The 14,148-nt window shown below is 70.4% G+C and carries 15 protein-coding genes; 7 read left to right on the top strand and 8 right to left on the bottom strand.

What is annotated here, in order from left to right:
- Window positions 1-22 precede the first annotated feature (22 nt).
- Together ACFVJQ_RS22585 and ACFVJQ_RS22580 are read left to right on the top strand one after the other, a co-directional pair.
- The gene (locus tag ACFVJQ_RS22585) at window positions 23-820 is read left to right on the top strand and encodes a MerR family transcriptional regulator (protein ID WP_385786191.1); all 798 of its coding nucleotides are present in this window, start codon (window positions 23-25) and stop codon (window positions 818-820) included.
- Complete coding sequence (locus tag ACFVJQ_RS22580) at window positions 817-1,719, top strand: hypothetical protein (RefSeq protein ID WP_385786188.1); 903 nt, start codon at window positions 817-819, stop codon at window positions 1,717-1,719. Before ACFVJQ_RS22585 ends, ACFVJQ_RS22580 begins: the two co-directional genes overlap by 4 nt.
- A gap of 31 nt (window positions 1,720-1,750) precedes the next feature.
- On the opposite strand, the gene ACFVJQ_RS22575 is transcribed toward ACFVJQ_RS22580, so the two are convergent.
- From ACFVJQ_RS22575 to ACFVJQ_RS22565, 3 genes are all read right to left on the bottom strand, one after another.
- The gene (locus ACFVJQ_RS22575) at window positions 1,751-1,942 is read right to left on the bottom strand and encodes a hypothetical protein (RefSeq protein ID WP_385514089.1); all 192 of its coding nucleotides are present in this window, start codon (window positions 1,940-1,942) and stop codon (window positions 1,751-1,753) included.
- A gap of 50 nt (window positions 1,943-1,992) precedes the next feature.
- Window positions 1,993-2,436, bottom strand: a complete 444-nt coding sequence (locus ACFVJQ_RS22570) for a VOC family protein (protein WP_385786185.1) — start codon at window positions 2,434-2,436, stop codon at window positions 1,993-1,995.
- A gap of 296 nt (window positions 2,437-2,732) precedes the next feature.
- A complete protein-coding gene (locus ACFVJQ_RS22565; RefSeq protein WP_385786408.1) occupies window positions 2,733-3,371 on the bottom strand; it encodes a LysE family translocator in 639 nt (212 codons plus the stop codon).
- 172 nt (window positions 3,372-3,543) lie between these two features.
- On the opposite strand from ACFVJQ_RS22565, the gene ACFVJQ_RS22560 reads away from it, so the two are divergent.
- Complete coding sequence (locus ACFVJQ_RS22560) at window positions 3,544-3,951, top strand: SseB family protein (RefSeq protein WP_385514091.1); 408 nt, start codon at window positions 3,544-3,546, stop codon at window positions 3,949-3,951.
- A gap of 32 nt (window positions 3,952-3,983) precedes the next feature.
- On the opposite strand, the gene ACFVJQ_RS22555 is transcribed toward ACFVJQ_RS22560, so the two are convergent.
- The 5 genes from ACFVJQ_RS22555 to ACFVJQ_RS22535 all read right to left on the bottom strand — a co-directional run bounded on the left by ACFVJQ_RS22555 (window position 3,984) and on the right by ACFVJQ_RS22535 (window position 8,604).
- Window positions 3,984-4,373: a MarR family winged helix-turn-helix transcriptional regulator gene (locus ACFVJQ_RS22555; protein ID WP_385514092.1), complete on the bottom strand. Its 390-nt coding sequence runs from the start codon at window positions 4,371-4,373 to the stop codon at window positions 3,984-3,986.
- A gap of 61 nt (window positions 4,374-4,434) precedes the next feature.
- Window positions 4,435-5,466 carry a LacI family DNA-binding transcriptional regulator gene (locus ACFVJQ_RS22550; protein ID WP_385514093.1) on the bottom strand — a complete coding sequence of 344 codons (1,032 nt, stop codon included), beginning with the start codon at window positions 5,464-5,466 and terminating at the stop codon, window positions 4,435-4,437.
- The gene (locus ACFVJQ_RS22545) at window positions 5,463-6,368 is read right to left on the bottom strand and encodes a carbohydrate ABC transporter permease (protein WP_224740419.1); all 906 of its coding nucleotides are present in this window, start codon (window positions 6,366-6,368) and stop codon (window positions 5,463-5,465) included. The genes ACFVJQ_RS22550 and ACFVJQ_RS22545 overlap by 4 nt, the downstream gene beginning before the upstream one ends.
- Window positions 6,365-7,291, bottom strand: coding sequence for a carbohydrate ABC transporter permease (locus tag ACFVJQ_RS22540; RefSeq protein WP_385514094.1), 927 nt, complete (start codon window positions 7,289-7,291; stop codon window positions 6,365-6,367). The genes ACFVJQ_RS22545 and ACFVJQ_RS22540 overlap by 4 nt, the downstream gene beginning before the upstream one ends.
- Entirely contained in the window at window positions 7,288-8,604 is a 1,317-nt protein-coding gene (locus tag ACFVJQ_RS22535) for an ABC transporter substrate-binding protein (RefSeq protein ID WP_385786181.1), read from the bottom strand. Before ACFVJQ_RS22535 ends, ACFVJQ_RS22540 begins: the two co-directional genes overlap by 4 nt.
- A 230-nt stretch (window positions 8,605-8,834) precedes the next feature.
- Here ACFVJQ_RS22535 and ACFVJQ_RS22530 point away from each other — a divergent pair, with 230 nt between their 5' ends.
- The 4 genes from ACFVJQ_RS22530 (at window position 8,835) to ACFVJQ_RS22515 (ending at window position 14,098) form a co-directional block, all read left to right on the top strand.
- On the top strand, window positions 8,835-10,856 hold the full coding sequence (locus tag ACFVJQ_RS22530; protein WP_385786178.1) for a beta-galactosidase: 2,022 nt from the start codon (window positions 8,835-8,837) through the stop codon (window positions 10,854-10,856).
- 109 nt (window positions 10,857-10,965) lie between these two features.
- Window positions 10,966-12,528 carry a glycosyl hydrolase 53 family protein gene (locus tag ACFVJQ_RS22525; protein ID WP_385786175.1) on the top strand — a complete coding sequence of 521 codons (1,563 nt, stop codon included), beginning with the start codon at window positions 10,966-10,968 and terminating at the stop codon, window positions 12,526-12,528.
- Between the two features lie 256 nt (window positions 12,529-12,784).
- Window positions 12,785-13,072: an ArsR family transcriptional regulator gene (locus ACFVJQ_RS22520; protein WP_385514098.1), complete on the top strand. Its 288-nt coding sequence runs from the start codon at window positions 12,785-12,787 to the stop codon at window positions 13,070-13,072.
- Between the two features lie 63 nt (window positions 13,073-13,135).
- On the top strand, window positions 13,136-14,098 hold the full coding sequence (locus tag ACFVJQ_RS22515) for an SMP-30/gluconolactonase/LRE family protein (protein WP_385786172.1): 963 nt from the start codon (window positions 13,136-13,138) through the stop codon (window positions 14,096-14,098).
- Window positions 14,099-14,148 lie beyond the last annotated feature (50 nt).

Genomic DNA, 14,148 nt, shown 5'->3' with positions numbered 1-14,148 from the left:
CGACAACGTTTCTACTGGGGCCATGCGAATCGGAGAGCTCGCCGGCATCGCCGGCATCACCACCCGCGCCGTGCGGCACTACCACCGCATCGGGCTGCTGCCCGAGCCGCCGCGGCAGCCCAACGGGTACCGCGAGTACTCGCTGCGCGACGCCGTCGAGCTGGCCCGCATCCGCCGTCTGACCGAGCTCGGCCTGAGCCTGGACGAGGTGAAGGACGTGTTGGTGGACGACGCGGGCAAGGATCTCGTCGAGATCCTCACCGAGCTGGACGCCGACCTGGCCCGCCAGGAGGAGTCCATCCGGCAGCGCCGCGCCCGCCTGCGCCAGTTGCTCGAGCAGGCCGAGCAGACCGGGCGGCTGCCCGCCGAGGCCCCCATCTCGCCCGAACTCGCCGCCCTCTTCACCGACATGGCCCGCGCCTCGGCGCGGTTGCCCGGGCCGGAGCCGGCGATGGCGGCCAGGGAGCGGGAACTGCTCGCCCTTCTGGAGACCGGCTCACCAGGCGGCGACCGCGGTTGGCTCGACGCCATGGTGCGCAGCCTCAGCGCCGGGCCGGAGGCCATGCGGCGCGCTTACGAGGTCTACGCACAGCTGGACGAGCTGGCCGAGGCAGCCGAGGACGACCCGCGGGTGGAGCGGACCGCCCGGGCCATCGTCGACAGCATCCCGGACGAGGCGGCGCAGTCGATGGCCATCCCGGACGACGGCGCCGTGGGTGAGGACGGCGGCTTCGCGGACGCCTTCTTCGCGGACTTCGCCCCCGCCCAGGCCGCGGCCGTGCGCCGCGCCATCGAGCTGCTGCGGGAGCGTGCCAGGTGAAGGCGCTGAGAAAGGCGGTGCGCTGGTCCTTCGCCACGCTCGTCCCCGGGGAACTCATGCTCGTCCTGTGCGTGGTCGGCGGGGTGCGCACAGCCCCAGCCGTCCGGCTGGCGGTGGAGCTGACGGTACTCGCGCTGATGGCCGCGGCGACCGCCCTGCTCTCCCTCGACTACCGCCGGCACCGTCGGGACGGTCTGGAGCGCGGCCCTGCCTTCCGCGCCGCGATCGCCGACACCGTCCCGGCGCCCGTGCGCAAGCTGACCGCCCACGAGGTCTTCCTCTCCACCAGCTTCCTGCGCTGGGTGACCCGCCGCGGACCGCACGGTGTACGCGAGGGGGACCTGCCCATTCCGTACGCCTCGGGTCAGACCGCGGTCATGTACGGCTTCTTCTTCGTCTGCGTCGTCGAGACCGTGGCCCTCGCCTTTCTGATCCCCTGGCCCGTGGTGCACGCCGTCACTCTCGTCCTCGACATCTGGGGCTGCTACTTCGTCATCGCCCTGCACGCCTCCTGCGTGGTTCGCCCGCATGTGATCGGGGCCGACGGCTCGCTGCGCCTGCGCTACGGCGCCCTGCTGGACATCCGCATCCCGGCCGACCGCATAGCCTCCGTCCGCCTGGACCGGAAGTTCCCGCACGGCAAGCTGGCCGTCGTGGATGAGAACGGCGTCGCCGACATGGCGGTGGACGGTCAGACGACGGTCACCGTCGAGCTCACCGAGCCGGTGCGGTACGTACGCGCCCTGGGCAAGCCCGCCGAGGCTCGCACCTTCCGTTTCTACGCCGACGATCCCGCGTCCGCCGTGGCCTCGCTCAGGGCGGGCGGTCCGTCCGCCGGCACGGACCGGACCAGCCACACCTCCGGCTCCGACTCGGTCAGCCGCACCCGCAGCCGCTGACCGAGCGCCGGCCCGGGGCGATTTCGCCTGTTCACCGGCCCCATGCGACCGGTACACCGGCACCCGCGAGAAGTCCGACTCCTCGCCGGCCGGATTCGCCGAGTTCGTCGTCCGGGCCGACACCCCACTTCACCTGGCCACGCCGGAGACCGAGCTGGATGCGGAGCGGTTCATGGCACTGACCGAGGAACTCGGCGTCGTCGTCCTCGGCCCCGCTCGGCATGACCCCCGCCGATCTGGACCGCCTCGGCCAGTAGCCGCGGAGCAGCAGCCTCAGCGGCCGGGAAGGCGTTCGGTGATCTCCTGCAGGATCCAGCCGTTGCCGTCGGGGTCGCTGAAGGAGGCGAAGGAGGCGTAGCTGCGGCGTTCGGGGTCGGGCCCGGGGACCCGGTTGTCGGTACCGGCGCGGTGGAACACGCCTCCGGCGTCGTGGAAGACCTCGCCGACCTCCGCTCCCCGCTCGACGAGCTCCGCGCGGGCCGCCACGACGTCCGACACGACCAGGTGCAGCCCCTGCGCCGATCCGGGCGCGGCGTCGCTGACTCCGGTGCCGAAGATCACCGAGCAGGGAGAGCCGGGCGGGGTCATCTGCACCACGCGGAAGTCGTCCCCGGCGGGGAAGTCGGCGTCCTCCCGCCAGCCCAGCGCCTTGTAGAAGGCCTTGGCCCGGTCCACGTCGGCGACCGGAATCACCACGACCTCAAGCTTTGTATCCATGACACGGCACTTTTTCTTCTCACCGAGGAGCGGGGAACCGGCGCTGCAGCAGGAGGCAGGCGCCGCGGCGGCCACCGTCGCGAGCGAACGCGCGCTCGTCGAGCGCCGCCAGGGCCGAAGCGCGACAAACAACCGGCGATCAGCCTGTAGGTGGCCACACAGGCCATGATGAACCCATGTCCGGGCTGCCGCAGATACACCGGACAGCGCCGCCTCCGCCTCCGCCGAGCCGCAGGTCGGAGACGAGGGCCCCGAGGGCGGTCAGTCGCGGGCGACCGCCGGCCGGCCCCCGCTGTTCAGTCCTTGCGGCCCGTCACGGCGACCGTGACACCCAGGCCGATCATGGTGAGGCCGCCGACGCCGCCGACCAGGGAGAGCCGCCGCGGGGAGCGGGCGAACCAGTCCCGGGCGGTGGCCGCGGTCAGCCCCCACAGACTGTCGAAGACCACCGCGATGATGTTGAAGACCAGACCGAGCAGCAGCATCTGCACCACGACATGCCCCTGAGCGCGGTCCACGAACTGGGGCAGCACGGCGGCGAAGAACACGATGGTCTTGGGGTTGGCCACCCCGACCGCGAACCCCTCCCACATCGTGCGCAGACCACCCCGGCGACCCTCGTCGGCGGTGAACGCGGCCTGCAGGGCACCACGCTGCCGCCACGCCCTGACCCCGAGGTGGATCAGATACGCGGCGCCTGCCAGCTTCAGCACGGTGAACACCAGGACGGAACGCTCGACCACCGCCCCCACCCCCAGCGCCACGGCGACGACCAGCACATACGCGCCCAGCGTGTTCCCCACGACGGTGGTCAGCGCGGCGCGCCGGCCCTGCGCGAGCGCCCGGCCGATCACGAACAGCACACTCGGCCCGGGGATCACGATCAGCACGAAGGACATGGCCGCGAAGGCCAGCAGGCGGTCGGTGGACAGCATGGCACTCATACAACCAGCGGGCGGGCCCGGCCTCACCTCCTTTTCCGGCGCCGGAGCACCGCCCGGCGGGCGCGGAGGGTTGGGTTCCGCCGGGTCGGGTACGCGTGGGATGCCGCGCCGGGGCGACCTCGTGCCGGGCGGCCGTACGACCACCGCTACCAGGGGATCTGTCATGGAGACACCCGCGAACGACAACAATGCCACCCCGGCCCAGCGGGCACTCGACGTGCTCGCCGAGAACACCGAGGACACGGCGGCGCTGGACACGCTCGCGAGCAGTGAGGTGCTCGTCCCGGTGCCCGACGACGCCCTCGAGGAGGAGGCCGCCGATCCCTCCGCCGTGGCGCTGCCCGTGCTGGAGGAACCGGACGGGCGCCCGGTGGTGCCCGTCTTCACCTCGGAGCTGGAGATGGCCGAGCTGCTGCCGTTCGTCTCCCGTTACCGCCTCGTACCGCTTGGCGCGCTCGCCTCGCAGTGGCCCTCCGACGATCTGTCCCTCACCATCGACGGCAGTTCGTCGCACGGCCTGACGCTCACCTCGGACGGCGTGCGCACCCTGCTGGCCCGGCCACAGAGGTGACCACGGGCGTTCACCCCCGGTGAACGCCCATGTCAGCCCTGCAGTGTGCGGGCCAGGGCCGCCCGTTGCAGGGGCAGGACCTCGGCGTGCAGCTCGCGGCCCCTGCGGGTCAGGGTCACCCAGACGCCGCGCCGGTCCTCTGCGCAGACGGAGCGCTCGACCAGGCCGTCCTTCTCCAGCCGGCCGATGAGGCGGGACAGGGCGCTCTGGCTCAGATGCACCCGCCCCACGAGGTTCTGCACCCGGCACTGGTCGCCCTCCTCCGGCGACTCGGTGGCGAGAATGTCGAGCACTTCGAAGTCGCTCGCCCCCAGGCCGTGCGGATGCAGCACGCGGTCGATCTCGCACATCGTCCGTGCATGCGCCGACAGGATGTCCCGCCACCGTTGCTCCAGGCCGGACTGGGCCGTGTTCGCTGCCATATCCGCACGGTAACACCGAATCGGCCGTTCGTTGAGTGTGCAACTAGTGTGCGTGCAACGGCTACGTGGACTCCCGCTTCACCAGCTCCGTGGGCAGGATCACGGCGGCCGGATCCTCGCCCCCGATCTGCGCGAGCAGGACCCGCACCATCTCGGCGCTGATCCGGTCCCACGGCTGCCGTATGGTCGTCAGCTCCGGGCTCGCCGCGACGGCGGCGGGGGAGTCGTCGAAGCCGCCGACCGCCACGTCCTGCGGTACCCGGCGCCCCGCCCGCTGGAGTGCCGCCAGCACGCCCTGTGCCATCAGGTCGGACGCGACGAACACCGCGTCCATGTCCGGGGCCTGCGCGAGCAGCCGCTCGGCGCCCGCCTCACCGCTGGCCCGGCTGTAGTCGCCGGACACGATGAGCCGCTCGTCGATCTCGACGCCGGCCTCGCCGAGCACCTCCTTGTACCCGGCGAGCCGCTCGACACCGCCCGGGGTGTCGAGCGGGCCGGTGACCACGCCGATCCGCCGACGGCCGAGGGACAGCAGATGCCGGACCATGTCCCGCGCGCCGTCCCGGTCGTCGGCGGCGACGTAACTCACCTTCGAGCCCAGCCCGATCGGCTTGCCGCAGGCGACCAGCGGCACCCCCGCCTCGCGCAGCTCCTGGGCCACCGGGTCCCCGGAGTGGCTGGAGACGAGGAGCACCCCGTCGACGTGTCCCGCGGTGATGTACCGCGTGATGCGCCGCCGTTCGTCCTCGGTGCCGGCCAGCATCAGCAGCAGCGGGATGTCATGCCGGGCCAGCGCCTGGGTGCAGCCGCGCAACAGGACGTTGAAGTTCGGATCCTCGAAGAACCGCTCCTGCGGCTCCGTCAGCAGGAAGCCGATCGAGTCCGAACGCCCGGTGATCAGCGAGCGGGCATGCCGGTTCACGACGTAACCCGTCCTGCGGATGGCGGCGTTGACCGCCTCCTGCGCGGCCGGGCTGACGTAGTGCCCGCCGTTGAGCACGCGCGAGACCGTGCCGCGCGAGACACCCGCCTCGCGCGCCACGTCGTGAATCGTCGGCGGTCTGCGCCGGCCCCCCGTGTTGCTCATGGTCATGACTTTACGGCTCCGGAGAGCAGATCGAGGCTCCAGAAGCGCTGGATGACCAGGAACAGCGCGACCAGCGGGAACACCGCGAGGAACGCGCCCGTGATCACCAGTGTGTACAGCGCCGGGGTGTTGGCACCCTGCTCCAGGAGCGTGTGCAGGCCGAGGGTGATCGGGAACTTCTCGTCGTCGCTGAGCATGATGTACGGCAGCAGGAAGTTGTTCCAGATGGCCACGAACTGGAACAGGAACACCGTCACCAGCCCCGGGATCATCATCGGCAGCGCGATCCGGGTGAAGATCCGCCACTCGCTCGCCCCGTCCATCCGCCCGGCCTCCACCACGTCGGACGGGACCGCGGCGGCGGCGTAGATCCGCGCGAGGTAGACGCCGTACGGGGAGAGGATCTGCGGCAGCAGCACGGACAGGTACGAGTCCGTGAGGTCCACCTTCGCCAGCAGCAGGTACTGCGGGATGGCGAGGATCACCGGAGGCATCAGCACGCCCGCGAGCAGCACGTTGAAGATCGCCTCGCGGCCGCGGAAGCGGTAGATCGCCAGCGCGTAGCCGCTGAACGACGACACCACCGTCGACAGCAGGGCGCCGAGACCGGCGTAGAGGGCCGAGTTGCCCATCCACTGCCAGTACACCCCGTCGCGGTAGGCACTCAGATCCGACAGGTTCTCGGCGAAGCCGGTGCCCGGCAGGAAGGTGAACGTGGAGAACAGCTCGCTGCCGGACTTGGTGGACGCGATCACCACCCAGGCGACCGGCAGCAGACAGTAGATCGCGCCGATGAGCAGCGTGATCGTCGGGACGAGCGCGATCCGGCGGCGCAGCGGCGGACCCTGGGCGGTGCCCGGGGTCGTGCCGGCCGCCGGGGCGGCCTTGCGGACGGCAAGAGAACTCATCGTGCTGCCTCCTGCTTGTTACGACGGTTCGCGGCCCGCAGGAAGCCGAAGGACAGGAGCAGCGTGACGAGCGCGATGATCGTGGCCTGCGCCGCGGCGGCGTGGATGTCGCCCTTGCCGAAGGCGTCCTGGTACACCTTCATCAGCGGACTCCAGGTCGTGGACACGGAGTTGGTGAGCGGCTTGAGAGTGGTCGGCTCGCTGAACACCTGGAGCGTCGCGATGATCGAGAAGAAGAAAGTCAGCACCAGCGAGGGCGCCACCATCGGAATCTTGATCTTCAGCGCGATCTGCAGCGGCGTGGCGCCGTCCAGCTTCGCCGCCTCGTAGACCTCGCCCGGAATGGACTGCAGCGAGGTGTAGATGACGATCATGTTGAAGCCGGTGCCGCCCCACACCGCGATGTTCGACAGGGCGAGGAACAGCGGACCGCCGTCCAGCAGGTCCGGCTGCGGCAGGCCCAGCTTGTCGAGCACGAAGTAGAAGGGACTGACGTCCGGCAGGTACAGGAAGCCCCACAGCAGCGCCGCCACGACGCCGGGAATGGCGTACGGCAGGAAGATCGCGAGCCGGGAGAAGGGTGCGAGCCTGACCTTCTCGGAGTCGAGCATCAGGGCGAACAGCAGGGCGAGGCCGAGCATCACCGGAACGACGATGCAGCCGTAGCCGAGGACGCGCAGCGCACCGTCCAGCAGCTCGCTGTCGGTGAAGGCGTCGGTGTAGTTCTCCAGCCCGGCCCAGACCTCCTTCCGGGCACCGGCGCCCAGGCCGAGGCCCGAGACCTGCACCTTGCGGAAGCTGAGCCAGATCGCGTACCCGATGGGCAGCGCGAAGAACAGGACGAAGAGGATCGATGCGGGGATGAGGAAGCCGTACGGGGCCCCCTTGACCCCGTACGACTTCCGGCGTGCCGTGCTGGTCACTCGGCGACCTCGAAGCCCTGCTTCTTCATGTCGGCGACCGTGTCGTCCTGCATCGTCTTCAGGGCGGCGGTGAAGTCCGACTTGTTCTTGGCGGCGGCGCCGAAGGCGTCCTTGAAGGACGTGTAGGCGACGTTGACGTTCGGGCCCCACGCGGAGGGCGCGGTGGTGTTCGCGATCTCCGCGGCCTGGGTGTAGAAGTCCGCCTGGTTCGAGAAGTAGTCCGGCGGCGTGGTGAAGGCGCCGCTGAGCTGCGCGGAGGTGGAGGCCGGGTAGATGCCGCTCTCCTTGGCCAGTGCGTTCAGGGCCTCGCCGTCGGTGTTCAGCCAGGCGGCGAACTTCGCGGCGGCCTCCTTGTTCCCGGAGTCCGTGGTGACCGCGGTGGAGGAGCCGCCCCAGCTGCCGGTGACGTTCTCACTCTCGGACCACTGGGGGAGCGGAGCCATGGCCCACTTGCCCTTGGTGTCGGGCGCGGCGGTGCTCAGCGTGCCCGGCGCCCACACGGCGCTGACCCAGGCGATCTGCTTGCCGGTGTTGAGCGCCTTGTTCCAGGCCGGGGTGTACATCGGCTGGTTGTCGATGGCGCCCTCCTCGACGAGGTCACCCCAGAACTTGGCGACCTTCTGCGTCGCCGCGTCGTCGATGCCGACCTTCCACTTGTCGCCCTCGGTGGTCCACCACTTGGCGCCGGCCTGCTGCGCGAGGCCCGCGAAGAGGCCGGAGTCGTTGGCGGAGAAGGTGGTGAGATCGGTGTCCGGGGACGCCTTCTTCAGCTTGCGCGCGGTCTCGGCGAACTCGTCCCAGGTCGTCGGGACCGTCAGGTCGTACTTCTTGAAGAGGTCCTCGCGGTAGTAGAACATCATCGGCCCGACGTCCTGCGGGACCGCGTAGACCGCGTCCGTGCCCAGCGTCGTCTGCTGCCAGACGCCCTCGGCGAACTTGCCCTTCGCGTCCCCGACTTCGCCCGATATGTCGGCGAGCGCGTCATTGCTGACCAGCGTCGGCAGCGCCTGGTACTCGGCCTGCACCAGGTCGGGCGCCTTGCCTGCCTTGTGCGCGGTGAGGATCTTGGTGACCAGCGTGTCGCCGGACGCCTGCTTCTTCACCGTGACGGTGATCTGTTCCTTCTTGCCCGGCCCCTTGTTCCACAGGTCGACGACCTTGTCCATGCCGGGCGTCCAGGTCCAGTACGTCAGCGAGACCGGGCCCGACTGGGCGTCGCCGTCGTCCTCGGAACCGCAGGCGGCGAGTGCGGTGGCGCCGAGCGTGACGGCGACGGTGGTTGCCACGAGGCGACGGCGCTTCGTGTTCGGCATGGAACTCTCCCCTGACCAGGGTCCCCGCCCGCTGCGGAGACCTGCCATGCAGATGCCTGCTGACCTGGGTCCTCGCCCGTCGCGAGGCCCTGTCATGCTTCTGTGAGCGTTCACAGTAGAGAAACATCCCAGACACTTGTCAATGGTTGTTGCTGTGCGGTTATGTTGGGCTCGCACCGCCGCAGCTGTGTGTGCACGTTCCCAAATGATCGATTAAACGGGAGAGATCCATGCCGGAGACCACCCCCAGGGGCCTCACCAGGCTCGCCTTCGGTGGGGACTACAACCCCGAGCAGTGGCCGGAAACCGTCTGGCAGGAGGACGTCCGGCTGATGCGGGAGGCCGGCGTCTCCATGGTGAGTGTCGGGATCTTCTCCTGGGCGCTGTTGGAGCCCGAACCCGGGGTGTACGACTTCGGCTGGCTCGACCGCCTGCTCGACCTGCTGCACGAGAACGGCATCCGCGTCGACCTCGGCACGCCCACCGTGGTGCCGCCGGTGTGGTTCTACCGGGCCCACCCCGAGGCCCTGCCGATGACCGCCGACGGCACCCGCTACGAGTTCGGCTCGCGCGGCGCCATCTGTCACAGCAACGCCGACTACCGCGCGGCCGCCGCGAACATCACCACCCGGCTCGCCGAGCGCTACGGCAGCCACCCCGCCCTCGCGATGTGGCACGTGCACAACGAGTACGGCGTCCCCGTCTCCGCCTGCTACTGCGACTCCTGCGCCGCGCACTTCCGCCGCTGGCTGGGGGCCACGTACAAGACGGTCGACGCGGTCAACGAGGCCTGGGGCACGGCGTTCTGGGGCCAGCGGTACACCGACTTCGAGCAGATCAACCCACCGCGTCTCACCCCCACCGTCGGCAACCCCGGGCAGGCGCTGGACTACAAGCGGTTCGCCGACGCCACCATCCGCGAGAACTTCCGCACGGAGCGGGACATCCTGCACCGCCTCTCACCGGGCGTGCCGGTCACGACCAACTTCATGACCGCGCTCAGCCAGTGCGACTCCATCGACTACTGGGCCTGGGGCCGCGAGGTCGACCTCGTCACCAACGACCACTACCTGATCACCGACGGCCGCCGCACCCACGTCAACCTCGCGATGGCCGCCGACCTGACCCGCTCCGTCGCCGGCGGTGCCCCCTGGCTGCTCCTCGAGCACTCCACCTCGGGCGTCAACTGGCAGGCCCGCAACCCGGCCAAGGCGCCCGGCCAGATGGCCCGCAACTCCCTCGCGCACGTGGCACGCGGCTCCGAGGGCGCCATGTTCTTCCAGTGGCGGCAGTCCCGGCGCGGCGCGGAGAAGTTCCACTCGGCGATGCTGCCGCACGGCGGCACCGACACGCGCGTGTGGCGCGAGGTCGTCGAACTCGGCGCGTCCCTCGACACGTTGGGCCCGATCCGCGGCACCCGCACCCAGGCGGACGTGGCCGTCCTGTGGGACTGGCACTCCTGGTGGGCGCAGAACCTCGACTGGCGCCCCACCGAGGACCACGACGCCCGTGAACGCGCCGACACCTTCTACGAGGTGCTCTACGACCGCCACCTCACCGTCGACTTCGCCCATCCGGAAGCCGACTTGTCGGCGTATCCCCTTGTCGTCGTGCCCGCGCTCTATCTGATGACGGAGGCGGCCGGGCTCAACCTCAAGGAGTACGTCGAGAACGGCGGCACCCTCGTCGTGTCGTACTTCTCCGGCATCGTCGACGAGCACGACGCCGTCCACGAGGGCGCCTATCCCGGCCCGCTGCGGGAGGTCCTCGGCCTGACGGTGGAGGAGTTCTCGCCGCTCCTGAAGGGCGAGAAGGTCCGGATCACCGGCCCGGACGGCGCCGAGCTCGGCGCCGACGTGTGGACGGAGTTCGTGGTGCCGCGCGGCGCCGAGGCGGTGTGGACCTACGCCGACGGCCTCACCGCCGGCCGCCCCGCCGTCACCCGGCACCGCCTCGGCGAGGGCACCGCCTGGTACGTCTCGACCCGCCTCGGCACCGACGGCCTCGACGCGCTGCTGGGCCGGGCCGCCGAGGACGCCCGCATCGCCCCGCGCGCCGACCTGCCCCACGACGTCGAAGTCGTGCGCCGCACCGGCGAGTCGGGCACCTTCCTGTTCGCCGTCAACCACACCGCCGCCGACGCCAAGGTGCCGCTGGACACGTCCGGAACCGAGCTGCTGACCGGCGAACGCGCCGCCGGCCGCCTGGCGGTTCCGGCGGGAGCCGTACGAGTCGTACGACTCGACGGCTGAGCCGACTCCCCTCCGCCCGTGTGTGCCACGAGAGCCGCGGGCGGAGGGGCCCCTCATCCCCACGAGAGGGGCACCCCCCATCCCCATCACGTCGAAGGGACGACGGACGATGAAGTTCCATCCCAGACGCACCCTCAGAGCCCTGCTGTTGCCGCTCACGGCCGGGCTCGCCCTGACCACCCTGCCCGTCCCGACCGCGGCTGCGGCGAGCACGCTCACCAACGGCGGTTTCGAGACCGACGGCACGGGCGCGGCCACGCCCGGCGGCTGGTCCGAGTACGGCTCGACCGGCGCCTCGTACGTCGAAGCCGGTGGCCGCAGCGGCAGTTACCGGCTGAGCCACTGGGCGTCCACCGCCTACAAGGTGGAGACGTACCAGTACCTCTCCGGGCTCACCAACGGCAACTACAAGCTGACCGCGTGGGTCCGTTCCGGCGGTGGCCAGAAATCCGCGTACATAGCCCTGAAGAACTGCGGCAGCGCGGAGCAGCGCACCGATCTGCCGGTGTCCGCCAGTGGGTGGATCCGGATCGTCGTGCCGGTCAATGTGACGAACAATCAGTGCACCATCAGCATCAACAGTGACGCGAACGCGGGCAACTGGATCAATGTTGACGACCTGACCTTCACGTCGGGCACGTCCAGCACGTCGATCAAGGGTGCCGACATCTCCTCCCTCGCCAAGAGCGAGGCCAAGGGCGGTGTCTACAAGAACAGCTCCGGCACCACCGGCGACGCCCTCGCCATCCTCAAGTCGTCCGGCATGAACTACGCGCGCCTGAAGGTGTGGGTCAACCCGGCCGACGGCTACAACAACAAGACGCGTGTGCTGGCGATGGCCAAGCGCATCAAGGCGCAGGGCATGAAGCTCCTGGTCGACTTCCACTACTCGGACACCTGGGCCGACCCCGGCGCCCAGTCCAAGCCGGCCGCCTGGGCGGGCCACTCGTACAGTCAACTCAAGACGGACGTGTACAACCACACGTACGACGTGTTGAACGCGTTGAAGGCGCAGGGCACCACCGCCGACATGGTCCAGGTCGGCAATGAGATCAACGGTGGCATGCTGTGGAACGAGGGATCAACCAGCAACTGGACGCAGCTCGCCGGGCTGCTCAACAGTGGATACGACGCCGTCAAGGCGGTCAACTCGTCCACCACCGTCGCGCTGCACCTCGCCAAGGGCGGTGACCTGTCCGGCACCCGCTGGTGGTTCGACAGCGCGGTGGCCAATGGCGTGAAGTTCGACGCGATCGGCCTGTCGTACTACGGCTACTGGCACGGCACGCTCCACGACTTCCAGACCACGCTGGACGACGCGGCCGCCCGCTACGGCAAGCCGGTCTTCGTCGCCGAGACGGCCTACCCCTTCCGCCTCGACAGCGAGGACGCGCACGAGAACATCATCGACCTCTCCAGCGAGCTCGTGTCCGGCTACGCGGCCTCGACGGCCGGGCAGACGCAGTGGATGAAGGACATCGCGAGCATCGTGGAGGCGGTCCCGAACGGCCGCGGACTCGGCGTCTTCTACTGGGAGGCGACCTGGACCGCGGTGGGCGGCAACGGCTGGGACCCGACCGACGCCGCCTCCGGCAACGGCTGGGAGAACCAGGCCCTGTTCGGCTACGACGACAGGGCGCTCCCGGCGATGGCGTGGTTCAGTCACCGCTGAGCGGATTCTGCGGGGATCGCCGGGGGCGGCTGGGCTGAGGTGAGGACCCCATCGCGTTGATCCCGGGCGGATCCCAGGACCCGAGGACCCGGCCGTGAGAGTGCGCACCTCCGCGGCCGGGTCCTCGCTGTTCCGCGACATTGAGTCGAAGGCCCGTTCGATCCCGGTCAAGTCCGGCGGTGTGCCGAGCATGGCGGCTTGCCCGGCGCCACAGTGGGCAAGTCGCATGTAGAGGGCCCGGACCAAGGGGGATGTGATGCTGAGGACTCCCGCCCACGACATCCGCCTGCGCATCCTGGAGTGGCTGAAGGATCCGGTCGCCCACTTCCCCCGCCGGCGGCACACCGACCTCGTGGCGGACGGGGTCTCCGCCGACGCCGTCGCCGCGAAGCTCGGCGTCCGCCGCGCGGTGGCCCACACCCACCTCACCCTCCTCGCGGACCTCGGCATGCTGCACGCCAAGCGCGTCCGGCGCCGCACCTACTACCGCCGCGACGAGGTCCGGATCGCCGAGGTGGCCCGGATGTTCGAGAAGGGCTGGTAGGGAAGCGGTCACGACGGGTACCCACCCGAGGATCACGCCCCCGACCGCGAAGGTCCGCCGCCCATGCCCAGCCCCGCTCCTCTCGTGCCGCTCCGCTATGTCGACGTCGGCGCGCGCGGCCCCGAGGACGTCGTCGCCGATGTGCAGGGCCGCGTCCTGACCGGGGTCGAGGACGGCCGCATCCTGCGTCTCGACGGCCTGGCCGACCCGACGGCGACCCGGGTCGAGACCCTCGCCGAGACCGGCGGCCGTCCACTCGGCCTCGAACTCCTCCCCGACAACGCCGTGTTGGTCTGTGACGCCGAACGCGGACTGCTGCGCGCCGACCTCGCCGACGGCGCCGTACGCGTCCTCGCCGACTCGGTGGCGGGGGAGCCCCTGCGCTTCTGCAGCAACGCGGTCGCCCTGCCGGACGGCAGCGTCTGCTTCACCGTCTCCAGTCACCGCTATCCGCTGGAGCACTGGATCGGCGAAGTGGTCGAACAGACAGGCACAGGCCACCTCCTGCGGCTGGAGCCCGGCAGCGACCGGCCCGAAGTGCTGCTGGACTCCCTGCAGTTCGCGAACGGCCTCACGGTGAGCCGGGACGGGTCGTTCCTGGTCGTCGCCGAGACCAGCGCGTGCCGGCTCACCCGCTACTGGCTCACCGGCCCGCGCGCCGGTCGGCACGAACCCCTCGTGGAGCACCTGCCGGGCATGCCCGACAACATCTGGCGCGGCGGCCCCGACAGCCCGATCTGGGTCGCGCTGGCCGGGCCCCGCGTGCCCGCCCTGGACCTGCTGCAGCGCGCGCCCGACCCCGTACGCCGCGCCGCGGCCCGGACAGCCGTGCACGCCCCCTTCCGCCCTCCGGCCGCGGCCGGTGTCCTGGCGGTCGACGACGACGGAGACGTCGTCCACCACCTCACCCACCACCGCACCGGCTTCCGCATGATCACCAGCGTCTGTGAAGTGGGCGACCTGCTGATCCTGGGCAGTGTCTGGGAGCGCGGCGTCGCGGTGTGCGAGGCACCGGCCCCGAAGTGACGGGTGCGCGGCCCCGGAGCTAGTCTGGCGTGAGCCGCGTTCCCCCGCGG

This window comes from Streptomyces sp. NPDC127197, assembly GCF_042672405.1.
Classification (GTDB): domain Bacteria; phylum Actinomycetota; class Actinomycetes; order Streptomycetales; family Streptomycetaceae; genus Streptomyces; species Streptomyces flavusporus.
Note: the sequence above shows the minus strand (reverse complement) of the source record. Positions and strands in the feature narration are given on the sequence as shown.